At 71.0% G+C, this 25473-nt stretch carries 21 protein-coding genes; 8 read left to right on the top strand and 13 right to left on the bottom strand.

The genetic code is table 11. From position 1 onward, the window contains the following. Positions 1-64: 64 nt before the first annotated feature. The 4 genes from proB to rplU all read right to left on the bottom strand — a co-directional run bounded on the left by proB (position 65) and on the right by rplU (position 3208). Entirely contained in the window at positions 65-883 is an 819-nt protein-coding gene (proB, locus tag EDF51_RS05980) for a glutamate 5-kinase (RefSeq protein WP_216834657.1), read from the bottom strand. 7 nt (positions 884-890) lie between these two features. Further along, positions 891-2477 (bottom strand): GTPase ObgE, encoded by a 1587-nt coding sequence (obgE, locus tag EDF51_RS05975; protein WP_131878560.1) that lies wholly within the window; start codon positions 2475-2477, stop codon positions 891-893. Positions 2478-2635: 158 nt separating this feature from the next. Beyond that, positions 2636-2887, bottom strand: a complete 252-nt coding sequence (gene rpmA, locus EDF51_RS05970; RefSeq protein WP_071257351.1) for a 50S ribosomal protein L27 — start codon at positions 2885-2887, stop codon at positions 2636-2638. 12 nt (positions 2888-2899) lie between these two features. Continuing rightward, the gene (rplU, locus tag EDF51_RS05965; RefSeq protein ID WP_111084536.1) at positions 2900-3208 is read right to left on the bottom strand and encodes a 50S ribosomal protein L21; all 309 of its coding nucleotides are present in this window, start codon (positions 3206-3208) and stop codon (positions 2900-2902) included. A 179-nt stretch (positions 3209-3387) separates the two neighbouring features. On the opposite strand from rplU, the gene EDF51_RS05960 reads away from it, so the two are divergent. Further along, positions 3388-3660, top strand: coding sequence for a DUF4031 domain-containing protein (locus tag EDF51_RS05960; protein WP_123313478.1), 273 nt, complete (start codon positions 3388-3390; stop codon positions 3658-3660). A 459-nt stretch (positions 3661-4119) separates the two neighbouring features. Here EDF51_RS05960 and EDF51_RS05955 read toward each other — a convergent pair whose 3' ends face one another. Together EDF51_RS05955 and EDF51_RS05950 are read right to left on the bottom strand one after the other, a co-directional pair. Continuing rightward, positions 4120-5082: a hypothetical protein gene (locus EDF51_RS05955; protein WP_134194154.1), complete on the bottom strand. Its 963-nt coding sequence runs from the start codon at positions 5080-5082 to the stop codon at positions 4120-4122. Between the two features lie 2 nt (positions 5083-5084). Then, positions 5085-7991, bottom strand: coding sequence for an Rne/Rng family ribonuclease (locus EDF51_RS05950; RefSeq protein WP_133936708.1), 2907 nt, complete (start codon positions 7989-7991; stop codon positions 5085-5087). 349 nt (positions 7992-8340) lie between these two features. Between EDF51_RS05950 and EDF51_RS05945 the strand changes: the two genes are divergently transcribed. Together EDF51_RS05945 and EDF51_RS05940 are read left to right on the top strand one after the other, a co-directional pair. Next, positions 8341-8943, top strand: coding sequence for a vitamin K epoxide reductase family protein (locus EDF51_RS05945; RefSeq protein ID WP_243837081.1), 603 nt, complete (start codon positions 8341-8343; stop codon positions 8941-8943). 122 nt (positions 8944-9065) lie between these two features. Next, the gene (locus tag EDF51_RS05940) at positions 9066-9917 is read left to right on the top strand and encodes a thioredoxin domain-containing protein (RefSeq protein WP_134194153.1); all 852 of its coding nucleotides are present in this window, start codon (positions 9066-9068) and stop codon (positions 9915-9917) included. Between the two features lie 72 nt (positions 9918-9989). Here EDF51_RS05940 and EDF51_RS05935 read toward each other — a convergent pair whose 3' ends face one another. From EDF51_RS05935 to ileS, 5 genes are read right to left on the bottom strand one after another with little or no spacing between them, the layout of a single operon-like run. Next, the gene (locus EDF51_RS05935; RefSeq protein WP_134194151.1) at positions 9990-10838 is read right to left on the bottom strand and encodes a thioredoxin domain-containing protein; all 849 of its coding nucleotides are present in this window, start codon (positions 10836-10838) and stop codon (positions 9990-9992) included. Between the two features lie 19 nt (positions 10839-10857). Continuing rightward, positions 10858-11277: a nucleoside-diphosphate kinase gene (gene ndk, locus EDF51_RS05930; RefSeq protein ID WP_134194149.1), complete on the bottom strand. Its 420-nt coding sequence runs from the start codon at positions 11275-11277 to the stop codon at positions 10858-10860. Positions 11278-11315: 38 nt separating this feature from the next. After that, positions 11316-11732 carry a DUF4233 domain-containing protein gene (locus EDF51_RS05925; protein ID WP_134194147.1) on the bottom strand — a complete coding sequence of 139 codons (417 nt, stop codon included), beginning with the start codon at positions 11730-11732 and terminating at the stop codon, positions 11316-11318. Beyond that, positions 11729-13195: a folylpolyglutamate synthase/dihydrofolate synthase family protein gene (locus tag EDF51_RS05920; protein ID WP_208321820.1), complete on the bottom strand. Its 1467-nt coding sequence runs from the start codon at positions 13193-13195 to the stop codon at positions 11729-11731. The genes EDF51_RS05925 and EDF51_RS05920 overlap by 4 nt, the downstream gene beginning before the upstream one ends. Continuing rightward, positions 13192-16446, bottom strand: a complete 3255-nt coding sequence (ileS, locus tag EDF51_RS05915) for an isoleucine--tRNA ligase (RefSeq protein WP_134194144.1) — start codon at positions 16444-16446, stop codon at positions 13192-13194. Before ileS ends, EDF51_RS05920 begins: the two co-directional genes overlap by 4 nt. Before the next feature lie 244 nt (positions 16447-16690). Between ileS and EDF51_RS05910 the strand changes: the two genes are divergently transcribed. Further along, a complete protein-coding gene (locus EDF51_RS05910; RefSeq protein ID WP_123938848.1) occupies positions 16691-17725 on the top strand; it encodes a cation diffusion facilitator family transporter in 1035 nt (344 codons plus the stop codon). 23 nt (positions 17726-17748) lie between these two features. On the opposite strand, the gene EDF51_RS05905 is transcribed toward EDF51_RS05910, so the two are convergent. After that, complete coding sequence (locus EDF51_RS05905) at positions 17749-18348, bottom strand: TetR/AcrR family transcriptional regulator (RefSeq protein WP_134194142.1); 600 nt, start codon at positions 18346-18348, stop codon at positions 17749-17751. Between the two features lie 32 nt (positions 18349-18380). On the opposite strand from EDF51_RS05905, the gene EDF51_RS05900 reads away from it, so the two are divergent. The 4 genes from EDF51_RS05900 to EDF51_RS05885 are packed head-to-tail and all read left to right on the top strand — an operon-like array spanning position 18381 to position 23591. Continuing rightward, positions 18381-20000, top strand: coding sequence for an ABC transporter substrate-binding protein (locus tag EDF51_RS05900; RefSeq protein ID WP_131845443.1), 1620 nt, complete (start codon positions 18381-18383; stop codon positions 19998-20000). A gap of 5 nt (positions 20001-20005) precedes the next feature. After that, positions 20006-21007 (top strand): ABC transporter permease, encoded by a 1002-nt coding sequence (locus EDF51_RS05895; RefSeq protein WP_134194140.1) that lies wholly within the window; start codon positions 20006-20008, stop codon positions 21005-21007. Continuing rightward, positions 21004-21900 (top strand): ABC transporter permease, encoded by an 897-nt coding sequence (locus tag EDF51_RS05890; protein ID WP_243837080.1) that lies wholly within the window; start codon positions 21004-21006, stop codon positions 21898-21900. Before EDF51_RS05895 ends, EDF51_RS05890 begins: the two co-directional genes overlap by 4 nt. Then, positions 21897-23591 (top strand): ABC transporter ATP-binding protein, encoded by a 1695-nt coding sequence (locus EDF51_RS05885; protein WP_134194138.1) that lies wholly within the window; start codon positions 21897-21899, stop codon positions 23589-23591. Before EDF51_RS05890 ends, EDF51_RS05885 begins: the two co-directional genes overlap by 4 nt. Positions 23592-23739: 148 nt before the next feature. Here the strand turns inward: EDF51_RS05885 and proP are convergent, their stop codons facing one another. Next, entirely contained in the window at positions 23740-25326 is a 1587-nt protein-coding gene (gene proP / locus EDF51_RS05880) for a glycine betaine/L-proline transporter ProP (protein WP_243837079.1), read from the bottom strand. Between the last annotated feature and the right edge of the window lie 147 nt (positions 25327-25473).

Genomic DNA, 25473 nt, shown 5'->3' with positions numbered 1-25473 from the left:
CCCTGACCGGTCGGCGCCGTCCCGGCGGCGAGTCGTGACCGCTCCGAGCGCGGTCCGACCCGTGTCAGGGACGCGGCGCGGCGTGGAACCAGGTGCCGACGTGCTCGCCCGACAGGGCGCGGTCGACGAGGGCCGTGGCGGTCACCAGGACCGACGTACCCGACTCGGCCGCGAGCCGTGCGGCCGCGACCTTGGTGCCTGCTCCCCCGGTCCCCACGCCGGACTTGCCGACGGAGCCGAACGTGACGCCGGCGAGCTCGTCGCCGAACGGTACCTCGTCGATGCGCTCGGCGCCGGGCTGCTCCGGCGGCTTCGTGTACAGGGCCTCGACGTCGGACAGCAGCACCAGGGCGTCGGCACCGAGCAGCCGCGCCACCAGGGCGGCGAGCCGGTCGTTGTCACCGAAGCGGATCTCGTGCGTGGCGACCGTGTCGTTCTCGTTCACGATCGGCAGCACCCGCAGGGCGAGCAGCCGGTCGATGGCGCGCTGCGCGTTGACCCGGTGCGTGGGGTTCTGCAGGTCGCCGGCGGTCAGCAGGATCTGCGCCGCGACGACCCGGTGCCGGTCGAGTTCCTTCTGGTACCGGAACATCAGGACGTTCTGGCCGGTGGCCGCGGCGGCCTGCTGCGTGGCGAGGTCGTCGGGACGGCCCTCGAGCCCGAGGAACGGGAACCCGGTCGCGATCGCACCGGACGACACGAGCACGACCTCGGTGCCACGGCCGTAGGCGCTGGCCAGGGCGTCCACCAGCGGACCGATCTGGCCGGCGGCGTCACCGCTGACCGAGGACGAGCCGACCTTGACCACGATCCGCCGCGCACGCGGGATGTCCTCTCGCCGGGTGACGGGTCCGAGGTCGGTGCGGGCGGTCGTGTCGGTCATGCCGCGGTCAGTCCTTCTGGTCGCTGGTCTCGAAGTCGCCGGTCTCGACGCCGGTCTCGGGGTCGCCGGTCTCGGGGTCGTCGCTGGTGACGACCTCGTCGTTCACCCAGAGACCGGAGACACGCTCCTGCTCGAGCTCGGCACGGGCGGCCGCCTTGGCGTCCATCCGCTCGAAGTACTCCTCGCGACGCTCGTTGCGGGTCGGACGCGAGGTCGCACCGATGCGGGCGTCGGTCCCGCGCGCGCTCGTGATGAGCTCCGCGGTGGACGTGAGCGTCGGCTCCCAGTCGAAGACCATGCCGCCGTCGCCACCGATCACGACGGTCGAGCCGGCCACCGCGCCGGCCTTGAACAGGCCGTCCTCGACGCCGAGCTTCGCGAGCCGATCGGCCAGGAAGCCGATCGCCTCCTCGTTGGTGAAGTCGGTCTGCTGGATCCAGCGCTCCGGCTTCGCGCCGCGGACGCGGAAGAAGCGGTGCTCCTCGCCGCCCTCGGCACGGACCGTGAAGCCCTGGTCGTTGACCGCACGGGGGCGGATGACGATGCGCTCGACGACGGGCTCGGCCGCGCGCTTGGCACGACCCTGCTCGACGACCTCGGCCAACGCGAAGGTCAGCTCACGCAGACCCTTGTGCGACGCCGTGGAGATCGGGAACACGCGGTAGCCACGGCCCTCGAGCTCGGCGGTGACGAACTCGGCGAGCTCGGCGGCGTCCGGCACGTCGATCTTGTTGAGCGCGATGAGCTGCGGACGCTCGAGCAGCGGCACCTGGCCCTCCGGAACCGGGTAACGCTCGAGCTCGCCGAGGATGACGTCGAGGTCGCTGATCGGGTCGCGGCCCGGGTCCATCGTCGCGCAGTCGATGACGTGCAGCAGGGCTTCGCAGCGCTCGACGTGCCGCAGGAACTCGAGGCCGAGGCCCTTGCCCTCCGACGCGCCCTCGATCAGCCCGGGGACGTCCGCGACCGTGAAGCGGCTCTCGCCCGACTCGACGACGCCGAGGTTCGGGGTGAGCGTGGTGAAGGGGTAGTCGGCGATCTTCGGCTTCGCGGCCGAGATCGCGGCGATGAGCGAGGACTTGCCGGCGCTCGGGAACCCGACGAGGGCGACGTCGGCGATGGTCTTCAGCTCGAGGCTGATGTCACCCGCCCAGCCCTCGGTGCCGAGGAGCGCGAAGCCGGGGGCCTTGCGCTTGGTGGTGGAGAGCGCCGCGTTGCCGAGGCCGCCCTGGCCACCGGGGGCCACGACGACGCGCGTGCCGGGCTCGGTCAGGTCGGCGATGACCTCGCCGGCCTCGTCGTACACGACGGTGCCGATCGGGAGCGGGAGCTCCTGGACCTCGCCGCTGACGCCGCTGCGGTGGTCGCCCATGCCCGGCTGACCGTTCTTGGACGAACGGTGCGGAGAGCGGTGGTAGCCGAGCAACGTGGTGACCTGCGGGTCGGCCACGAGCACGATGTCGCCGCCGTCACCGCCGTTGCCACCGTCGGGCCCGGCGAGGGGCTTGAACTTCTCACGGCGGACCGAGACGCAACCGTTGCCGCCCTTCCCCGCGCTGAGGTGCAGGGTCACGCGGTCGACGAAGGTCGCCATGGTTCCACTCCTGGAAGATCGTTGCGCCGACGGGGTCCGTCAGCGCGTTGTGCCGACGAGATCCGTCAGCGCGTTGTGCCGACGAGATCCGTCGGCGGGAAAAGCGAAGGAGGGGCGGGCACTCGGCCCGCCCCTCCCGCTGAAGCTGATCGTCGCGACTACGCGTTGACGATGTTGATGACCTTGCGGCCACCCTTGGTGCCGAACTCGACCGAACCGGCCGAGAGGGCGAACAGCGTGTCGTCGCCACCGCGGCCGACGTTGGCGCCCGGGTGGAAGTGGGTGCCACGCTGGCGGATGATGATCTCGCCGGCGTTGACGACCTCGCCACCGAAGCGCTTCACGCCGAGGCGCTGTGCGTTCGAGTCACGACCGTTGCGAGTGGAACTCGCACCCTTCTTGTGTGCCATGAGCTGACTCCCTTACGCGATCTTGGTGATCTTGACGCGGGTCAGTTCAGCGCGGAAACCCTGGCGCTTCTTGTACCCGGTCTTGTTCTTGAACTTCTGGATGATGACCTTCGGACCGCGCAGGTCGTCGAGCACCTCGGCGGTGACGGTCACGTTGACGAGCTCGGAAGCCGCCGACGTGATCTTGTCACCGTCCACGAGGAGCACGGGGGCGAGGTCGATGTTGCCCTTGTCGTCCGCCTTGACACGGTCGACGGTCAGGATGGTGCCGACCTCGACCTTTTCCTGACGGCCGCCGGCGCGCACTACTGCGTAAACCACGTGGAAATCCTTACGTAACTCTGCTTGAGGGAAGTCTCGGGTGCCCACTTCTGCACGAGCGGCTCCCGGAAGGCCGGGCCCGATCGGCGACGCAGGCAGAACGGCCCGCTGACACCAGGGATCGAGAATACTCGATCCCCATGGGTCCGGTCAAACGGCGACACACGTACGATTGCACGGTGACCGTGTTGATCGACCCACCGACGTGGCCCGCTCACGACACTCTGTGGTCGCACCTCGTCAGTGATGAATCCTACGCGGAACTCCACGCGTTCGCTGCACGCGCCGGTGTGCCGCGTCGTGCGTTCGACCACGACCACTACGACGTGCCGCTCGCGAAGTACGACGAGCTGGTCGCCGCGGGGGCCTCTGCGGTGTCCGGCCGGGAGCTCGTGCTGCGGCTCATCCGCAGCGGCCTGCGTGTGGCGCAGCGCGACAAGCGCGCCCACTGACGCGCCGCGCGGGTGCGCCAGGCACGCACGGTGCGAGGTTCTGGACTCGGTGCGGCGCACGCCGGCTCCCACGGCGTCCGGAACCTCGCACGGTGCGGACGGGAGGCCCGGCGCACCCCCGCCACGTCCGTCCTGTCGCATGGTGCGCGGCCGCGTCTCGGGCACGTGCGCACCGTGCGAGGTTGCCCACAGCGTGCGAGGTCGGCAGCACGGTGCGTCGCCAGAGGCTCGCACCGTGCCGCGGCCGCTGCACCGCCCGGTGAACCCCGCACGGTGCGGCGACAGGCGGACGCCGCACCGCGCATGACCTCGCCGGGCCGCCGTCGCGCCTCGGGCACGTGCGCACCGTGCGAGGTTGCCCACATGGTGCGAGGTACGAAGGCCGCACCATGTGGTCAACCTCGCACCGTGCAGCGCCCACACGACCGCCCACACGACCGCACGAGCGACGAAGCGAGGTCAGCGGGGCGCTGGACCGCCCCAGGGGGCTGCCGGCGGCTGCTGCTGGTCCGGACGGGGCTGTGCGCCGTACTGGCCGCCGTACTGCCCGTGGGGGTCCGGCTGGACCAGACCCTGTCCGTACGGGCCCTGCTGCGGCTGCTGCGGCCCCGGCTGCACGGTCGCGGGCGGGACGGCGTCGGCGGGCCGTACCGTCCCCGGCAGGCCGGACGTCGGCGCGGGGCCACGGTTCCGTCGCGGGCGCCCGAGCCACAGCCACGCCGCGGTCGCACTCGCCAGGAGCATCACCGTGAACGGCACGCCGTTGCGGAGCGGGTTCGTGACGACGTCGATCACGAGTCGGGAACCTCCCGAGGTGATCGCCCCGAACGCGCCCGTGAAGACACCGACGAGCGCGAGGGCGATCGTCCCGGCAGCCCCGGCGAGCACGGCGCGGAGCAGCACGGTCGGCAGCGGGCTGCGGCGGGCGATCGGGGTCAGGAACGCCAGCGCCAGGAACGCCCCCGCGTAGAACGGGAACGGCGCCAGGAACACCGAGGCGATGAAGCTGCCGACCAGGCTGGCACCCGCGCCGTAGTGCGCGAACGGGCTGACGACGAGGGACGTCCCGATGAGCCCGACGATGCCGGACACGAACTCGACCAGCACGAGGGACACCACGGCGATGAGCGCCCCGGCGGTGTTGTTCACCGAGGCGCCGGGCGCGAAGGCCCGACGCGGATCGGCCGGCGCACGGGGCGGTCGCGGCGGGGCGTAGGGCACCCCGGCAGTGGGCTGGACGCCGTGCGGCGGCTGCCCAACAGGCTGCCCGCCAGGTTGCCCACCGTACGGCGGCTGCCCACCAGGCTGCCCACCGTACGGCGGCGCGGAACCGCCGGCTCCCCCGGGTCCGGGCGGTGCGGGCTGCTGCCAGCCCGCACCGTAGTACCCACGATCCTGCTGCGAGTCACCGGGGTTCGTCACGCTCAGTTCCCCAGGATGACGGAGCCGTCGGTGTCCTCGCCGGACGCACCCTCGGTCGTGGCCGGCGCACTGATGCTCGGCGACGACACCCGGCGGGACCGCGAACGGCCCTGACCCGGCTGCTTCGGCTCGGGCAGCGCCTGGAGCACGGAGTCCAACAGCGACTCGGCGTCCGGGGCGACCTGACGCGGCTCGCGCTTCGGGGCGGCGTTGAGCGGGATGTCCAGGATCGCGACCGTGTTGTCGGTCGGAGTCACCGTCGCGCTGGAGCTGACCCGACGGCGGGCCGGGGCCTTGGCCTTCGGCTCGACGGCAGGAGCAGCAGCCTCGGCGACCGCCTGCTTCGGCGCAGCCTGCTTCGGCTGGTCGCGCTTCGGCTCGGCCTGCTTCGTCTCGACAGCGGCCTCCGCCTCGACTGCGACGGGCGCCGACTCAGCGACCTCGGTGGCCTCGGTCGCGGCAGCGTTCGACTGCTCACCGCTCCGTCCACCACGGCCGCCACGGCGCCGACGCTTCGACCCGGTGGGCTGTTCGCCCGCTCCGGAGTCCTCGGACGCGGACGTCGCTGCGGGGACGTCGGCCGAGGTCGGTGCCTCCGCCGAGGTCGGCGATGCCGGCGAGTCCTCGTGCGGGATCGTCGAGGCGGCGATCCGCGACAGCGCGCTCTTCACGTCGTCGGTGATCTGGTGCGCCTGGCTCGACTGCCCGTTCGACGAACCGGAACCCGAGCCACCGCCGGAGTTGCCCCCGCCGTTGCCGTGCCCGTTGCCACCGTTGCCGTTGCTGCCGCTGCCGTTGCCGCCGGCACCGCTGCGTCCCTTGCGACGCCCCTTGCTCGGGCCCGGGTCGGCGTTGTTGTCGTTGACCTTCGCGTTGACCTCGTCGAGCGACTCGCGCAGGCCGACGCCGATCTTCTTGCGGGTCATCTGCACGAGGCCGAGCGAGGTGACCTCGGCGACCTGGTGCTTCGTGCGGTCGCGGCTCAGGCACTCGATCAGGCGGCGGAGCACGAGGTCGCGGTTCTCCTCGAGCACCATGTCGATGAAGTCGACGACGATGATGCCGCCGATGTCGCGCAGGCGGAGCTGGCGGACGAGTTCCTCGGCGGCCTCGAGGTTGTTCTTCGTGACCGTCTCCTCGAGGTTGCCCCCGGAGCCGACGAACTTGCCCGTGTTGACGTCGACGACCGTCATGGCCTCGGTACGGTCGATGACGAGCGAACCACCGGAGGGCAGCCAGACCTTGCGGTCGAGCGCCTTGTCGATCTGCTCGTTCAGGCGGTACTCCTCGAAGGAGTCCGGGCCCTCGTAGCGGACGACGCGGTCCTTCAGGTCGGGCGCGACGGCCGACAGGTACTCGTCGATGGTGCCGCCGGCGGCCTCGCCGTCGATGATGAGCTTCGTGAAGTCCTCGTTGAAGACGTCACGCACGATCTTGACGAGCAGGTCCGGCTCCGAGTGCAGCATCACCGGGGCCTGGCCACCGGCGACCTTCTTCTGGATGGCCTCCCACTGGCTGGTCAGGCGCTGCACGTCGCGGGTGAGCTGCTCTTCCGTCGCACCTTCGGCAGCGGTGCGCACGATGACGCCCGCGTGCTCCGGCAGGACCTCCTTGAGGATCTTCTTCAGGCGCGCACGCTCGGTGTCGGGCAGCTTGCGCGAGATCCCGTTCATCGAGCCGTTCGGCACGTAGACCAGGTAGCGACCGGGCAGCGAGACCTGGCTGGTCAGGCGGGCGCCCTTGTGGCCGACGGGGTCCTTCGTGACCTGGACCAGGACCTTGTCGCCCGGCTTGAGCGCGGCCTCGATGCGACGGCCGTGGCTGGTGTCGACCGAGTTCCAGTCGACCTCGCCGGCGTACAGCACGGCGTTGCGGCCGCGGCCGATGTCGACGAAGGCGGCCTCCATCGAGGGCAGGACGTTCTGCACCTTGCCGAGGTAGACGTTGCCGATCAGCGACACGTTCTCGGACTTGGTGATGTAGTGCTCGGCGAGGATGCCGTCCTCGAGCACGCCGATCTCGATGGTCGACGAGCTGGAGCGCACGATCATCTGGCGGTCGACGCTCTCGCGGCGGGCGAGGAACTCGTCCTCGCTCACGACCTGGCGGCGGCGTCCGGCGTCACGGCCGTCGCGGCGACGCTGCTTCTTCGCCTCGAGCCGGGTCGAGCCCTTGATGCGCTGCGGCTCGGTGATGAGCTCGGGCTCGCGGCGGCGGGGCTCCTGGTGGTCGCGCGGCTCGCGGGGCGCACGGGCCTCGCGGTCGGCGCTGCTCCCCCGACGACGCGAGCGCCGGCGGGATCCGCCCTGCTCCTCACGCTCGTCGGTGTCGTACCGGTCATCGCGGTCGAACCGGTCCTCGCGCTCGGATCGCTCGGAGCGGTCGGAGCGGTCGGAGCGCTCGTAGCGGTCGTCTCGGTCGTCCTCGTCGCGCTCGTACCGCGCGGCACGACGCGGCAGCTCCGGCAGGACGGGGGCGTGGAAGATCAGGCTGAGCGTGCTCGTCGCCTTCGGGACGAACGGCTCGGCGGGGGCGGCGGGTTCGCTCGCCCCGGCCGTCGGCTCGGTCTCGGTCGGACGGGAGGCACCACTCGGCTCCGCCACGTCGGCTGCGGGCTCGGTCGGCTCGGCCGTGACCACCGGCAGGTCGCCGGTCAGCGTGCTCACGTCGTCCGGCTCGGCGCTCTGCGCGGAGACGGCTTCGACCGCGACGGACACGGCTTCTGCCGGTGCCCCGTCCGCCGGTGCCCCGTCCGTCAGCGCGAGGGGCTCGTCGACGGCCGGCACCTGCACGGCGTCGGCCGCGACCTGCTGGCCGGATGACCGGGCGCGGCGTCCGCCGAACAGGCGGGTCCGACGCTTCGGGGCGTTCTCGTCGTTGGTCGTGTTGTCGTTGTTCTGCTCCACCATGGACTGGCGCACTCCTCGGCCCCACTCGCACCCTTGTCAGGCGGCGGGAATTCTTTGGTTGTGGCGGTGGCGTCGACGCCCCGCGCTCGCTGTCTTCGTGATCGGTCTGCGTCAACTTCTCGTTGCGTCCGCTGCCGTTCCGGTCCGGGCACCCGGCCCGGGTCGGCTCGGCGTCGGAGTGACGCTGTCCCGACCACGGTGCGCTCTCACCGCACCTGATCGTCCGGACACTGCCCCGTGGGGCACTGCCCGGAAAGCTCTCTTCGGTCTGCGGTTGCCCGCACGACCTCCGGCCAGTATCGCACGCCGCTCCCGGAAAGGACCGGAAGCCGCATGCGATGATGACGGCGTGAGCACGTCAGCGCCTGCCCCCCGTCGTCCGATCGCGATGGCCGTCTTCCTCTTGATCACCGGGTTCGTCGGCCTGTACGGGTCCTTCTCCCTGGTGCTCGACGAGTTCAAGAAGTACGCCGACCCCGACACGGTGCTCTCGTGCGACGTGAACCCGTTCATCAGCTGCTCGGACGTGATGGCGAGCTGGCAGGGCCACCTGTTCGGGTTCCCGAACCCACTGCTCGGCGTGATGGGCTTCGTGGCGCCGATCGCCGTCGCGGTGATGATGCTCGCGGGCTTCCGCAACGGTTCACGATGGTTCTGGATCGCGTTCAACGCCGGCGTGTTCCTGGCGTGGGTCTTCGTGACGTGGCTCTTCACCCAGACCGTCTGGTTCATCGGCGCGCTGTGCCCGTGGTGCATGCTCGTGTGGTCGATGACGATCCCGATGTTCTGGGTGTTCACGATCTGGAACGCCGCGCAGGGCCGCTTCGGTGCCCGCACCCAGCGGATCGGCCGGGCACTGCTCCCGTTCTGCTGGGCGTTCCCGCTGGCGAACTACCTGTTCATCATCGTGACGATCATCATCAAGTTCCCGACTATCCTGACGGTCTTCTGATCCGCCGCTGGGCGTCCCCGATGCGGCGTCCATGACGTATCGATGACGCGTCACCGAATTCCTGGGGGCTTCCCAGGCAGGACGCCCGATCGACCTCCGGGCAGCACCTACGCTCGATCTCGATGAGCGAGAACGAGAGCAAGAAGGTCCGTCGCAACGCCGCCCGAGAGCGCGCTCGCGAAGCCCGGGTGCAGGAGCAGGCCCGACGTCGCCGCAACAAGACGCTCGGGATCAGCGGCATCATCGTCGGCAGCCTGGCGGTCGTTGCCGTGGTCGTCCTGGTGATCGCGAACTCGGTGCAACCCTCGGGGCCCGGGCCGCGGAACATGGCGAGCGACGGCATCCTGTTCACCGGCCAGAGCGGCGAGATCGTGCCCGTCGAGACCAAGGCCACACCCGACGGTGGGACCCCGACGGCGACGGAGCAGGACGACTCGGTGGCGAACATCACCGTGTACTCGGACTACATGTGCCCGTACTGCAACCAGTTCGAGACGGCGCAGATGGACCAGATCGAGCAGTGGGTGAAGGCCGGCTCCGCGACGCTCGAACTGCACCCGTTCAACCTGCTCGACCGGGTGTCGCTCGGGTCGAAGTACTCCACCCGCTCCGCCGCCGCGGCCGCCTGTGTGGCGAACTACGACCCCGACGCGTTCCTGTCGTACAACACGTCGCTCTACGAGAACCAGCCGTCCGAGAGCACCAAGGGCCTGACGAACGACGAGCTGGCGTCCCTGGCGAAGGACGCCGGCGCGACGAACAGCAAGGTCACCTCGTGCATCACCGGGCAGCACTTCGCCGGGTGGGTCGCCGACGCCACGAACCGGGTGATGAACGACCCGATCCCGAACTCGTCGCTCGACAAGGTGACGAGCACCCCGACGATCATCGTGAACGGCAAGCAGTTCACCGGCTCCCTGACCGACACCGACGCCTTCGCGTCCTTCGTCGAGCAGAACGGCGGCGCCGCGTAGGCAAGAGGCAGCGCGACGACGAAGGCCCCCGCTTCCGGATGGAAGCGGGGGCCTTCGCTCGTGCGGGTGGTGCTACTTCGCCGCGGCGTCGATCGCGGTGATGACCGTGCTGAGGTCGTCGAGGCGCTTGCCGTTCACGACCACGGTCGGCGTGCCGAAGCCCTGCGTGCCCTGCAGCGCCTCGTCTGCGGTGACGAGCTTGGTGGACTTCGTCACCCAGCCCTTGAACTGCTCGGTCGACAGGCACTCGGAGACGTTCGACCCGGTCGCGCCGCCCGCCTTCACGAGCTTCGCGATCGCGGCGTTCGTCAAGCCCGAGGTGCCCTCGGTGGGCTGGTTGTCGAAGAACTGCGTCTGGACGTCCAGGAACTTGTCCGGCGCGTAGTTCGCGACGCACATCGCGGCGTTCGCGGCCCGGCTGGCGTAGCGCGAGCTCTGGTAGCTGCGGTCGAGGATCGACACCGGCTGGATGGCCAACGTCGCGTCGCCCGACTTCACCTTGTCCAGGATCTGGTCGGCGTAGGCGGCCTCGAACTGCTTGCAGACCGGGCAGGCCCAGTCGACGTACTCGGTGACCGCGACCGCACCGTCGGTGTTCGACGTCGGGACTGCCGACGGGGTGCCCTTCGCGGTGACGGCCTTCGTGGTCACCGGGGTGACCTCGCCGCCCTCGCCGGTGAACTGGATCGCGCCGGTGGCCATGTTCTTCGGCCCGGCAGCGGACACGGCGGGCGCGTTGTTCACGTTCACCACGACGAGCGTGATGATCGCGGCGATCGCGATGATGCCCAGGCCGATACCGCCCTGCAGGAACCACTTGTTGCGGCGCTTGCGACGCTTCTCGGCATCGGCGCGCTGGCGCGAGACCTCACGCGCGTGCTGGCGACGCTCGTTCTTGGTGGGTCGGTCGTTGTTCGTCACGAGTCGTTCCCCCGGCGTCTCAGGCGAACCAGAGCGCGAGCTCGCGCGCGGACGACTCGGTGCTGTCCGACCCGTGCACCAGGTTCTGCTGCACCTTGAGGCCCCAGTCGCGACCGAGGTCGCCACGGATGGTGCCGGGCGCGGCGCTGGTGGGGTCGGTGGTGCCGGCGAGCGACCGGAAGCCAGCGATCACGCCGTTGCCGGCGACGCGCACGGCGACGACCGGACCGGACTGCATGAACTCGACGAGCGGCTCGAAGAACGGCTTGCCCTGGTGCTCCTCGTAGTGCGCGTCCAACAGGTCGCGCGGCGCGGTGAGCATCTTCAGGTCGACGATCTCGTAGCCCTTCGACTCGATGCGGCGGAGGATCTCACCGGTGAGCTGGCGGGCGACGCCGTCGGGCTTGACGAGGGCGAGGGTCTCTTCGAGGTCGGACACGCAGTACTCCTAGTGTGTTCGCGGGATCGGAGGGGTGGTCAGTCCTCGCCCGTGGCGGCCCGGCGCGCAGCGTTCTGGCGGTCGAGCTGACCGCCCTTGACGAAGCAGAAGACCCACAGCGCCAGGAACACCACGGCGACCGCGAACATGAACGGTTCGATGAACCCGGTGGCGAGGATGGCCGCCTGCAGCAGCCACCCGAACCCTACACCGGCGGGGTTGCCGGTCAGACGTGAGGCCAGCGCCAGCACGACCATCGCACCGATGCCGCCGCCGAACGCCAGGGCCGGCGGCAGGGTCCCCTTGCCGAACACGACGAGCATCGGGAAGAAGAACATGATCGCCTCGAGCACGAGCGCGATCGACAGCAGGCTCTCCTGCGCCCCGCGGTCGCGTCGCGGCTTCCGGGTGCGCGGTGCGCGCGTCGGACGGGAGGCCCTGGGTGCGTTCGTCACTTCGTCTCGCCTTCCCGGTGGACCAGGTCCATGACCGCACCCACCATCACGATGGAGCCCGCGACGAGCACGAGGGCGTCCTCGGCGTCCGCCTCGTCCGCCAGGTCGCGTGCCTGCTGCAGCGCGGCGGCGAGCGACGGTTCGACGACGACACGGTCCGCGCCGACCTCGTCCACGACGACCTTCGCGAAGGCGTCCGCGTCGAGGGCACGCTCCCCCGGGGGCTGCGTGACGACGAAGGTCTCGACGGTGCCCTTCAGCGCGCGGACGAACCCGCGGGCGTCCTTGTCGCCGAGGATCCCGACGACGCCGACGACGTGCTCGGACGGGAACGCCACGGGCAGGGCCTCGGCCAGGGCCTTGGCACCGTGCGGGTTGTGCGCCGCGTCGACCACGACGGTCGGGTCAGTGGCGATCGGCTGGAGGCGACCGGGGCTGGTGGCACCGGCGAGGCCCTCGGACAGGACGTCCTCGTCGAGCGCCTGGGTGCCCCGACCGAGGAACGACTCGACCGCGGCGATCGCCACGGCCGCGTTGTGCGCCTGGTGCCGACCGAACAGCGGCAGGAACAGGTCGTCGTAGCGGCCGGCGATCCCCTGCACGGTGATGAGCTGACCGCCCACCGCCGGCGTCACGTCCACGACGCTGAAACCGGTGCCCTCGACCGCGAGGGTCGACTCGGTGAGCTCGGCGGCACGCTCGAGTTCGACGAGTGCCTCGGGGACCTGCTCGCTCGACACCACGGCGGACGACGGCTTGATGATCCCGGACTTGGTCCGCGCGATCTCCGCCACGGTGCTGCCGAGCTGCTTCGCGTGGTCGATGGCGATCGGCGTGAACACCGCGACCTGGCTCTGCACGACGTTGGTGGAGTCCCACTCGCCGCCCATGCCGACCTCGATCACGGCGACGTCGACCGGCGCCTCGGCGAAGCACGCCAGGGCCAGGACGGTCAGTGCCTCGAAGAAGGTGAGCGGGAGCTCGCCCTTGGCGGTGAGCTCCTGGTCGGTCAGTTCGAGGACCGGGGCGATGTCGTCCCAGTTCTCGACGAGCCGGCTCGGCTCGATCGGCTGCCCGTCGATGACGATGCGTTCCCGGATCGACACCAGGTGCGGGCTCGTCATCAGGCCGGTGCGCAGACCGTGGGCACGGACGATGCTCTCGGTCGTGCGCGCGGTGGACGTCTTGCCGTTCGTGCCGGTGATGTGGATCACCGGGTACGCCAGGTGCGGGTCGCCGAGCAGCTCGACGGCGCGACGGGTCGCGGTCAGGCGGTGCTCGGGCGACTGCTCACCGATCCGGGCGTACAGGGCGGCCTCGACGCGCTTGACCTCGTCGTCGTCACGGCCGTACGGCACGGCCTCGACCGGAGCGTCTCCGGACGGCCCCACCGGGATCCGGATGCCGTCCTCGTCGTGCTGGTCGTGCTGGTCGTGCTCGTCGTACTGGTCGTCGTCGCTCATGCGCGTGACACCTCCACGGTCACCTTCGCGCCGTCACCGACATCGGTGGTGGCGCCTGCCCCGAGGGGCACGATCTCGACGCTCGTCGCCAGGGTCTCCCCCGCGATGAGCTGCTGGTGGGTGCGCACCGACGCGTCGGCGGCCTCGTCGACCCCGAGGGTCAGGACGATGCGGTCGCTGACGTCCAGGTCGGCGTCGCGCCGGGCCTGCTGGACGGCACGGACGACGTCGCGGGCGAGCCCCTCGGCCTCGAGCTCGGGCGTGGTCACGGTGTCGAGCACCACGAAGCCGCCCTCGTCGAGGAACGCCACGGCGACCGACGGGTCGGCGACGGTGAGGTCGAGCGTGTACTCGCCCTCGACCAGGTCGACACCGCCGACGGTCACGCCGGACTCGGTCGCGGTCCAGTCGCCCTTCTTCGCGGCCGGGATCACCTGCTGCACGGCCTTGCCGATGCGCGGGCCGGCGACGCGGGCGTTGACGGTCAGCTTCCGCTCGATGCCGTACTGCGCCAGGGATTCCTCGGCCTGCGCCTCGAGCACGACCCGCTTGACGTTCAGCTCGTCGCGCAGGATGTCGGCGAACGGTTCGACCGCCGCCGGGTCCGGCACCACGAGGGTGAGCGTGGCGAGCGGCAGCCGGACGCGCTTGCCGGTCGCCTTGCGGAGCGCGAGGCCCTTCGAGGCGACGTCGCGCACGCGGTCCATCGCCGCGAAGAGGGCGTCGTCGGCGGGGAACTCGGCCGCGTCGGGGAAGTCCGTCAGGTGCACGCTCCGACCACCGGTCAGGCCCTTCCAGATCTCCTCGGTGACGAGCGGGGCGAGCGGGGCCGCGACGCGGGTCAGGGTCTCGAGCACCGTGTACAGGGTGTCGAAGGCCGCACGGGCGTCGTCCCCTGCCGCACCGTCGGCCCCGGTCCAGAACTTGTCGCGCGACCGGCGGACGTACCAGTTCGTCAGCACGTCGGCGAAGTCACGGACGGCCTGGGCCGCGAGCGGGGTGTCGAGCGCGTCGAGGTGCTGCTGCACGTCGGACACGAGCACCCGGGTCTTCGCGAGCAGGTACCGGTCGAGGACGTCGGTGCTGTCCGTTCGACGGGTGGCCTGGTACCCCGACGCCCCCGATGCGTTCGCGTACAGGGTGAAGAAGTAGTACGTCGACCACAGCGGGAGCATGAACTCGCGGACGCCCTGGCGGATGCCCTCTTCGGTGACGACGAGGTTGCCGCCGCGGATCACCGACGAGGACATCAGGAACCAGCGCATGGCGTCGGCGCCGTCGCGGTCGAACACCTCGGAGACGTCCGGGTAGTTCCGGAGCGACTTCGACATCTTCTGGCCGTCCGAGCCGAGGACGATGCCGTGGCTGATGACGTTCTTGAAAGCAGGCCGGTCGAACAGTGCCGTGGACAGCACGTGCATGACGTAGAACCAGCCGCGGGTCTGCCCGATGTACTCGACGATGAAGTCGGCCGGGTTGTGCGACTCGAACCACTCCCGGTTCTCGAACGGGTAGTGCACCTGGGCGTACGGCATCGACCCGGAGTCGAACCAGACGTCGAACACGTCGGTGATCCGGCGCATCGTCGAGTTCCCCGTGGGGTCGTCGGGGTTCGGACGGGTCAGGTCGTCGATGAACGGGCGGTGCAGGTCGACCTCGCCGTCGGCGTTCAGCGGCAGGCGGCCGAAATCGCGCTCGATGTCCTCGAGCGAGCCGTACACGTCGGTGCGCGGGTACTCGGGGTCGTCGGACTGCCACACCGGGATCGGCGTGCCGAAGTAGCGGTTGCGCGACACCGACCAGTCGATGGCGTTGCCGACCCACTTGCCGAACTGGCCGTCCTTGACGTTCTCCGGCACCCAGTTGATGTCCTGGTTGAGCTCGCCCATGCGGTCGCGGAAGTCGGTGACCCGCACGAACCACGACGACACGGCCTTGTAGATGAGGGGCTTCCGGCACCGCCAGCAGTGCGGGTAGCTGTGCTCGTAGGACGCCTGGCGGAGCAGACGACCGGCGTCCCGGACGGCCTTGGTGAGGGGCTTGTTCGCGTCGGACCAGAGCATGCCGGCGACCTCGCCGAACTGCGAGGTGAAGACCCCGCCCTCGTCGAGGGAGAGCACCACGGGGATGCCGGCGGCAGCACAGACCACCTGGTCGTCGGCACCGTAGGCCGGGGCCTGGTGCACGATGCCGGTGCCCTCGCCGGTCTCGACGTAGTCGGCGACCAGGATGCGCCAGGCGTGCTCCATGCCCTCGGCTTCGGCGAGGAAGTCGAACAGGCGCTCGTACTCGACGCCGTCGAGCTCCGCACCCGTCAGGGTGCGGACGACCGCGGCAGCGGCGTCCTCGGCCGTCTCGTAGCCGAGGTCCTTCGCGTAGGCGGCCACGGTGTCCGAAGCCAACAGGTACGAGACGGAACCGGCGTCGGCGCCGTCAGCTGCGCCTCCCGGCCCCGCAGGGAGCACCACGTACGAGACCGCAGGCCCGACGGCCAACGCGGCGTTCGTGGGCAGGGTCCAGGGGGTCGTCGTCCAGGCGAGCGCACGCACGCCAGCCAGCCCGAGCGACTCGGCGCGCGCACCCTGCAGCGGGAACGACACCGTGACGGACTGGTCCTGGCGCATCTTGTAGACGTCGTCGTCCATGCGCAGCTCGTGGTTCGACAGCGGCGTCTGGTCGTTCCAGCAGTACGGCAGGACCCGGAAGCCCTCGTACGCCAGGCCCTTGTCCCAGAGCTGCTTCCACGCCCACAACACGCTCTCCATGAACGTCGTGTCGAGCGTCTTGTAGTCGTCCTCGAAGTCGACCCAGCGCGCCTGGCGGGTGACGTACTGCTGCCACTCGTCGGTGTACTGCAGCACGGACTTCTTGGCGGCGGCGTTGAACACGTCGACGCCCATCTCGTCGATCTCGTGCTTCTCGGTGATGCCGAGCTGGCGCATCGCCTCGAGCTCGGCGGGCAGCCCGTGGGTGTCCCAGCCGAAGCGGCGGTGCACCTGCTTGCCGCGCATGGTCTGGTAGCGCGGGAAGACGTCCTTGGCGTACCCGGTCAGCAGGTGACCGTAGTGCGGCAGGCCGTTCGCGAACGGCGGGCCGTCGTAGAAGGTCCACTCGTCGCAGCCCTGGCGCTGGTCGATGGACGCCTGGAACGTGTCGTCGCCCTTCCAGAAGGCGAGGATCCCCCGCTCGACGGCGGGGAAGGACGGCGAGGGGACGACGCCATCGGCATCGGCGTTCAACGGGTACGGCACCGGGACTCCTTGTGGGTTCGCTCGATCTCCACGAGGACGGAGCAGGCTCCGCGGTACCACCTCGCTTGCCACGCCGTGCTGTCCGCACGTCACGACCGCTCGTGTTCGGGTTCGGTGCGGCCCGGTCCGCCCGGTTCTACTGACGAGCCGCTCGCGCGGACCGCGTTCTTCCGGGAGCTCCCCGGTGATGGCCGGATCGACGCTCGTGTGACACGAGTTTAGCGGACGGGAGCATGCTGGAGGGATGCCCGACGACTCTGCCTCCGGCGAACGCCCGGAGTCCTCCCTCACCGTCATCATCGCCTTCGGCGCGAACCTGCTCGTTGCGATCGCGAAGACCATCGCGTCGCTCATCTCGGGTTCGGCCTCGATGGTGGCCGAGGCAGCGCACTCGTGGGCGGACACCGGCAACGAGATCTTCCTGCTCGTCGCCGAACGACGGGGCGCGCGGAAGCGCGACACCGCACACCCGCTCGGGTACGGACGTGAGACCTACATCTGGTCGATGTTCGCCGCGTTCGGGCTGTTCACCGCCGGCGCCATCGTGTCGATCTACCACGGCATCTCCGAGCTCGGCGAGACGGGTCCGGCCGAGGACGTCCTGCTCAACTACATCGTGCTCGCGCTGTCGTTCTGCCTCGAGGGCACGAGCTTCCTGCAGGCCTATCGCCAGGCGCACGGAGCGGCGACGAAGCGCAAGGTGCCGGTGCTGCGCCACGTGCTGCAGTCCTCGAACCCGACGCTGCGGGCCGTGTTCGCCGAGGACGCCGCTGCGCTCATCGGCCTCGTCGTCGCGTTCCTCGGGGTGTTCCTGCACCAGATCACCGGCCTGGCGATCTTCGACGCGATCGGGTCCATCGCGATCGGCCTGCTGCTCGGGGTCGTGGCGATCATCCTCATCGACCGCAACCGCCGCTTCCTGCTCGGCGAGAGCACGTCGCCCGAGCTCGAGAACGCGGTGCTCGTCGAGCTGCTCGGCCGCTCGCAGATCGAACGTGTCACCTACCTGCACCTGGAGTTCGTCGGACCGTCGCGGGTGTACCTCGTCGCCGCCGTCGACCTGACGGGCAACGAGAACGAAGAGCACGTCGCGGTGCGGTTGCGCGACGTCGAGAAGTCGCTCGAGGACAGCCCGTACATCGAGGAAGCCGTGCTGACGCTGAGCTACCCGGGCGACGCCTCGCTGCGGCCGACGAGCGACGAGGTGCCCGAGGTGGTGCGCGACGGGACGGCCTCGGACGTGGCCGCCGGCGGCGCCGGGACGCTGCGCACCGACTGACGCGCGGGCGAGCGTCGACGGCGTCAGCGGGCGTCGAGGCCGGCGACCACCGGGGTCAGCGCCGCCGCGACGTACTCGACGAGCGGCTGGCGGGCCACCCCGTCGGCGACCCACACCCCGAACGCCGCAGCAGCCGCCCCGAGCACCGCGCCCGAGACCGTCTGCGGCCAGAGCGACCCCGGCTGCTCCCCCGTGCGCCCGGCCACGAAGGCGGCGACGGCCCCGTGCTGCGCCATCACCCGGACGGCGACCCCGGCGACGAGCTCGGAGCCGATGCCCATCACCTCGGCCTGCGCGACCGCCCACGGCACCCGCTCGGGGTCGTGGGCCCGGGCCGCGGCGAGCAGGGCCTGCTCCACCGCACGCACCGCACTGGGTTCGGTCGAGGCCGCCAGGTACCCGGGCAGCCCCGCGACCGCGGCGTCGAGCTCGAGCCACATCACGTCCGACTTCGCCGTGAAGTAGTTGAAGAACGTCGCGCGACTGACCCCCGCACGCACGGCGATCTGGTCGACCGTGGTGCGTCCGTACCCCTGCTCGAGGAACAGCTCGGCAGCGGCGTCCGCGAGGACCTCGGCGCTCGAGCGTCGGGGCCGGCCACCGCGGCGGATCGGTTCGTCCATGGGCCCCAGTAAACCGCTAGACTCGTCCAGCCATGATCTTGGACTCAGTACAGAAAACCGTCGCCGCCGTCGCGAGCGCCACAGCAGTCGTCCTCGTCCTCGCGGGGTGCAGCGGCGCGGGGACGAGCACCACGAGCAGCAAGCCGGTGAGCGGCGGGACCCTGACGTACGCCTCCGGTGACGCCGAGCCCACCTGCCTCGACCCGCACGTCGGCGGCAACTACCCGCAGGCGCTCCTGGCGACGCAGTACATCGAGGAGCTCGTCGGGCTCGAGGACGGCGAGCCGACGCCCGAGCTCGCGACGAAGTGGACCACGAGCGACGACGGCAAGACCCTCACCTTCACGCTGCGCGACGACGTCACCTTCACCGACGGCACCCCGTTCGACGCCGCCGCCGTCGTGGCGAACATCGAGCACGTGCAGGACCCGGCCACCGCGTCGAGCACCGGGTACCTCGCGCTGCAGTCCATCACGAAGGCGACGGCCACCGACGACCACACCGTGACGCTCTCGCTGAGCCGTCCGGACAGCGCGCTGCTCGAGTCCTTCTCGCAGCCGTGGGTCGGCATGGAGTCCCCGAAGGCACTCGAGCGCAAGCAGGCGACGAACTGCGAGGCGCCCGTCGGCACCGGCCCGTTCGAGGTCACCGGGTGGAAGCACGGCGACCGCGTCACCCTGACGAAGAACAGCGACCACTGGGGGAAGACGAAGCCACGCCTGTCCGGCATCACGTGGCGGTTCCTGCCCGACTCGACGTCGCGCTACGCGGCGCTGCAGTCCGGCCAGGTCGACGTCATCGACAACGCGCAGCCCGACCAGCTCAAGGCAGCGTCGGCGAAGGGCGCCATCCGCGACCTCGACGCCCCGCGCCCCGGTGCCTCGAACCGCCTCGAGCTGAACTCCGGCCACGGCGTGTTCCGTGACGAGGCCGTGCGGCAGGCGTTCATCGCGGGTGCCGAGATCGACCCCGGCCTGCAGTCGCTGTTCCTCGGCACCGCGAAGCGCTCGTACTCCGTGCTCTCGAGTGCCGAACCGCTGGCGTACTCGGAGAAGAGCCGGTTCGACTACTCGCCGACGAAGGCGAAGCAGCTGCTCGACGACGCCGGCTGGAAGGTCGGGTCGGACGGCATCCGCGTTAAGGACGGCCAGCAGCTGACCGTGACGTTCCCGGTGTCGACGAACCAGTCGGTGCCGGCCGAGCGCAGCCTGTTCCAGCAGATCCAGGCATCCGAGAAGGCCGTCGGGTTCAAGGTCGTGCTCGACGAGCTCGACCTCTCCAGCTGGTACGCGGCCCTCGCGGCGAACGAGTACGACGTGGTCAGCGCCCCGTACACGAAGGTCGGCCCCGACGTCCTGCGGATCCTGTACGACAGCGCGAGCATCGAGCCGGCACCGTCCGGGTACTTCGCGAACCTCGCGCAGCTCGACGACCCCGCGCTCGACACCCTGCTCGAGCAGGCGGCCCGCACCTCGGACGCCGACGAGCGCGCCGACCTGTACGAGCAGGCGCAGAAGACGATCCTGGCGAGCGACACCGTGCTGCCCCTCTACGACCAGCAGAACCACTTCCTGGTGCGCTCGGCCGTGCACGGCATCCAGACGACCTCGGTGTCCACGCCCTGGTTCGGCACGGCCTGGATCGACCGCTGACGCGGATGCCCTGGGTGTGGTGGGCCGTCCGACGGCTCGCGGGCGGGATCGGCGTGCTCTGGGCCGTCGCGACGATCGTGTTCGTCGCGATCCGGCTCATCCCCGGCGACCCCGCACTCGCGATCCTCGGTGGTCCGGGCTCGCAGGCCTCCGCCGAGGCCGTCGCCCAGGTCCGGCACGAGTACGGCCTCGACCAGCCGGTGCTCGTGCAGTACGCGGTGTTCCTCGGACGCCTCGCCACCCTGCAGCTCGGTGACTCGTACGCCTTCCGCACCCCGGTCGCGACGTTGCTCGGCCAGCAGCTGCCCGTCACGCTCACCCTGGCGGTGGCCGGGCTCGTCGTCGCCTGGGTCCTGGCGATCGTCGCGGCCTGGTGGTCGACGCAGCGCGGTCGGTTCGCGGCCGGGCTGACGAGCGCGCTGAGTGTCACCGCGAGCGTGATGCCGCACTTCTGGCTCGGCAGCGTGCTCATCGTGGTGTTCGCGAGCGCCCTCGGTTGGGTGCCCGCGGTCAGCGACGGCACCGTGCGCGGCTGGGTGCTCCCGGTGCTGACGGTGGCCGTCCCGGTCGCCGGGTACCTGGCCGAGACCGTCCGCGACGGGGTCGTCGATGCGCAACGGTCCGCCTTCGCCCTCGCCGCCCGGGGCCGTGGTGAGACCCGCCTCGGGCTGTTCGCCCGGCACCTGCTCCGCCACGCGGCGCTGCCCGGGATCGCCCTGTCCGCCTGGGCGTTCGGGTCCCTCGTGTCCGGCGCCGTCGTCGTCGAGTCCGTGTTCGCGCTGCCCGGCATCGGTCGCGCCCTGGTGACCGCGGTGACGCAGCGGGACATGCCGCTCGTCGCCGGCATCGCGCTGGTGTCCGCCGCGGCCTACGTCGTGGTGCTCGCGGTCGCGGACCTCGTCGAACGTGTCGTCGACCCACGCACCGGCACCCCGCGCACAGGACGCGCGCGTGCTCCGCGAGCCGCGCGACGCCGTGGACCCGGCCCCGAGGCGGCGGCGCGGTGAGCGGCATCGCCGAGCCGAGCCTCCTGGCCGGTGAACCGGTCGACGGACGACCGGCAGCAGCACGTCGCCGGCGGCGGGGCCTCGGCGTCCCCGGCGCCGTCGCGGGCGCCGTGGTCGTGCTCGCCGTCGTGGCGGCCGCGTGGCCGGCGCTGCTCGGCGGCGCGGACCCGCTCGCGGTGCACCCGTCCGAGGCGCTCCTCGCGCCGAGCGGGGCGCACCCCTTCGGCACCGATGAATCCGGACGCGACGTCCTGTCCCGGGTCGTCGCCGGCACGCGGGCCTCGCTCGTGGTCGGTGTCGCCGCGACCCTGATCGGCGGCGGGACCGGCGTCGTGCTCGGGGTCGTCGCCGGACTGGGCGCCGGCGCCGGGCGCATCGGCCGACTGCTCGACGCCGTGATCGGCCGCGTCACCGAGGTCGCGTTCGCCCTGCCGCTGCTGCTCGTCGCCCTGGTGGTCATCGCCGTCACCGGCCCCGGCCCGGTCCCCGCCGTGCTCGCCGTCGGCTTCGCCACCGCCCCCGGCTACGCCCGCATCGTCCGTGGCCTGGTCCGCGCGGCCCGGTCGTCGCAGGTCGTCGAGACCGCCGTGCTGCTCGGCCGCTCCCCCGTCCGCATCGTGGTCCGGCACGTCCTGCCCACCGCACTCTGGCCCGTCGTCGCGGTCGCGACACTCGGCGTCGGCCAGGCGATCGTCTGGGCCTCGGCGCTGAGCTACCTCGGTGTCGGGACACCGCCCCCGGCTCCGGAGTGGGGCGCGATGCTCGCCGACGGCCGGACCTACCTGCAGACCGCACCGTGGATGAGCACCTTCCCGGGGCTCGCCATCGTGGTGCTCGCGACCGCCGTCACCGTGCTCGGTCGCGCGATCCGCCGAACAGGAGTCGTCCGATGACCACCGTCCTCGAGGTCCAGGCGCTGCACGTCGCCATCGCGGGCACGCCGATCGTGCACGACGTCGCCCTGCGGGTCGACGCCGGCGAGTGCGTCGCCCTGGTCGGCGCGTCCGGCTCCGGCAAGACCGTCACCGCCCGCGCCGCACTCGGCCTGTCCGCGCCCGGCTCCGCCGTCCGCGCCGACGCCTTCACCGTCGCCGGACTCGACGTCCGCGCGTTCTCCGATCGTCGGTGGCGCCAGGTGCGCGGGTCTCGGGTCGGCTACGTCGGCCAGGAGGCCCTGGGCGCGTTGGACCCGCTGCGTCCCGTCGGACGCGAGGTCGCCGACAGCCTCCGCCTGCACACCGAGATGGGTGCGGCCGAGCGCGTGGACGCCGTGCGCGATGCCCTGCGCGCGGTGGGCCTCGACCCGGACATCGCGACCGACGGCCGACTCGCCGGCACGCTGTCGGGCGGGATGCGGCAGCGAGCCCTCATCGCCGCGGCCACCATCGGGTCGCCGGCGCTCGTGGTCGCCGACGAGCCCACGACCGCACTGGACGCCGGGGTCGCGGTCACCGTGATGGAGCAGCTGCGGGCGGCACAGCAGCGCGGGGCGGGGCTGCTCGTCATCACGCACGACCTCGGGCTCGTCGCCGGGTGGGCCGACCGGGTGGCCGTCATGCACGAGGGCCGGATCGTCGAGCAGGGTCCGGTCGCCTCGGTGTTGCAGGATCCGCAGCACGCCGCGACGCAGGCCCTGGTGCGCGCGGCGCACGGTGCCGATCTGGTCGACCGGTGCGAGTTTGATGGCTCCGTGCAGTCCTCTGACGACGCACCGAGCGGGCAACCTCGCACCGAGCGCACGTCCACGCACCGTGCGCCGATCGGCGACCGCGGCACCCAGCGCGCAACCTCGCACGGTGCGAGCGGCGTCCTCGTCGCCGCGGACCTCGCGCGCGACTACGAGGGCGTCCGCGCCGTCGACGACGTGTCGTTCGGGCTCGACCGCGGGCGAGTGCTCGGGGTGATCGGCGCCTCGGGGTCGGGCAAGACCACCCTGGCGCGGATGCTCCTCGGGCTCGAGACGCCCGACGCCGGCACGGTCTCGCTCGACGGAGCCCCCTGGGTACCGCTCCCCGAACACGACCGACGACCCCGACGCCACCGGGTCGCGGCCGTCGTGCAGGACCCCGGCGCCACGTTCGACGAGCGGTGGTCGGTCGAGCGGGTCCTCGCCGACGCGTTCTCGCGGGGTGACGACCGCCGCGCCCGTGGCTCCCTCGTCGCCCGGGTGGACGCAGCCCTGCGGCAGGTGGACCTCGACCCGGCGCTCCGGCCGCGGTCGCCGCTGACCCTGTCCGGTGGGCAACGGCAGCGACTCGCGATCGCCCGGGCACTGGCCACCGACCCCGAGGTGATCATCCTCGACGAGCCGGTCACCGCCCTCGACGCCACCGTGCAGGACGCCGTGCTGACCCTGCTCGAGCGGCTCCGCGACGACACCGGCGTGGCGATGGTGTTCGTGTCGCACGACCTGCGGGCCGTGCGCCGGATGGCCGACGACGTGCTGGTCGTGCACCGGGGCGCGGTCGTCGAGCACGGCCCCGCCGCGACGGTGTTCGCGCGCCCGTCGCACCCGGTGACCGCGCACCTGCTGCAGGCCGCGGAGCGGCTGGCGGCGGGCCCCGCAGCCGACTTCACGGGCTGAGCGACAGTTCGCGCGGTGCCGCGTCCGCGAACTGTCGCTGCGCGCGTGACGTCCCCCACGGCTCTGAACGTGACCGGAGGCCCGGTGCGCGTCCGTGGCGGACGTGCACCGGGCCTCCAGGGCGGGTTGCCGCGGGGCGGCCCCGGGGTCAGGAGTCGGCGGACTCCTTCTTCGCCGCGTCACCCGAGATGATCGGGATCTCACTCGTCGCGAACTCCTTCGCCCAGTCGGACTGCGCGAACTCCGAGTTCGGGTCGTTGTAGTCGTCGATCACGCCGGCGACCTCGTCTTCGGAACCGACCGTCGGGCCGGAGCCCATGAGCGGGGTGGCGGCGGTCTCCTTGGTGAAGTACACCGCGACGAGCCCGATGACGGCGGCCAGCATCAGGTAGAAGGCCGGGATGTCCTCGGCCCAGCCGTAGCCGGCGTCCTTCGCCGCGTTGATGAGCGCCGAGGTCGCGAGCGGGGTCGTGCCACCGAACAGCGACACCGAGACGTTGAACGCGATCGCCAGGGCGCCGTAGCGGATGATCGTCGGGAACAGCGCGGGCAGCGTCGACGGCATGGTCGAGGTGAACGTGACGAGCACGACACCGAGGATGAGCAGGCCGGAGAACACCCCGACGCCCGTGCCGGTCTGGACGAGCTTGAGGGCAGGCCAGGACAGCAGGATGAAGCCGATGCAGCCGGCGGCGAGCACCGGACGACGACCGAACTTGTCGGACAGCCGGCCACCGAACGTGATGACGACCATCATGAGCAGCATCACGACGACGATCAGGATGAGGCCGAACGTGGCGTTCTGGCCGAGGTTCTGCTCGAGGTAGGTCGGCATGTACGACAGCAGCATGTAGTCGGTCACGTTGAAGACCAGGACCAGGCCGATGCAGATGATGAGCGCGCGCCAGTTCTCGGCGAAGAGCTTGAGGAACGGGGTCTTCTGCCCCTCGCGCTCGGCGGCCTGCTCCTGCTGCTTCTGGAAGGCCGGGGTCTCCTCGAGCTTGAGGCGCAGGTACAGCCCGATCAGGCCGAGTGGGCCCGCGATGATGAACGGGATGCGCCAGCCCCAGCTGAGCAGGGCGTCCTCGGACAGGCCGAACTGCAGGCCGGTGACGATCGACGCGCCGAGCACGTAGCCGGCCAGGGTGCCGAACTCGAGCCACGAGCCCATGAACCCACGGCGCTTGTCGGGCGAGTACTCGGCGATGAAGGTCGCGGCGCCGCCGTACTCACCGCCGGTCGAGAAGCCCTGCACGAAGCGGGCCACGAGCAGCAGGACCGGAGCCCAGAAGCCGATCGAGTCGTACGACGGGATCAAGCCGATCATCAGCGTGCCGGCGGCCATCAGGATCATCGTCAGCGCGAGGACCTTCTGCCGGCCGATCCGGTCGCCGATCGGACCGAAGACGGCGCCACCGATCGGTCGGACGATGAACGCCGCGGCGAAGAACCCGAAGGTCGCGACGATGTTCGCGGCCGGGTCGCCCTGCGGCAGGAAGACCTGCGAGATCGTGACGGTCAGGTACGCGAAGATGCCGAAGTCGAACCACTCCATCGCGTTGCCGAGGGCGGCGGCCGCCACGGCGCGCTTGAGCAGCGACTCCTCGACGACGGTCACGTCGTCCTTCGTCAGCTTGCGCCGAGCGCGCTTCGCAGCGCCCTTCGAGCGCAGCGGTCGGTCGCCGTGCGGCAACGGCCGATCGCTGTGCGGGTGGGGTGCGTCGTTCGGTGCCAAGTCGTTCCTCCGGTGTGCGGTGCGTCCTTCGGGCGTCCGGCGGACGGCAACGGTGCAGTTCCTGCGAACCCGCGCTCGCCGGACAAACTCCGACAGACTACCAGGTCTCCGGCGTGTCCGACAGGTCGGTGTGGTAACCGCCGCTCC

This window comes from Curtobacterium sp. PhB25 (genome assembly GCF_004365375.1).
Classification (GTDB): domain Bacteria; phylum Actinomycetota; class Actinomycetes; order Actinomycetales; family Microbacteriaceae; genus Curtobacterium.
Note: the sequence above shows the minus strand (reverse complement) of the source record. Positions and strands in the feature narration are given on the sequence as shown.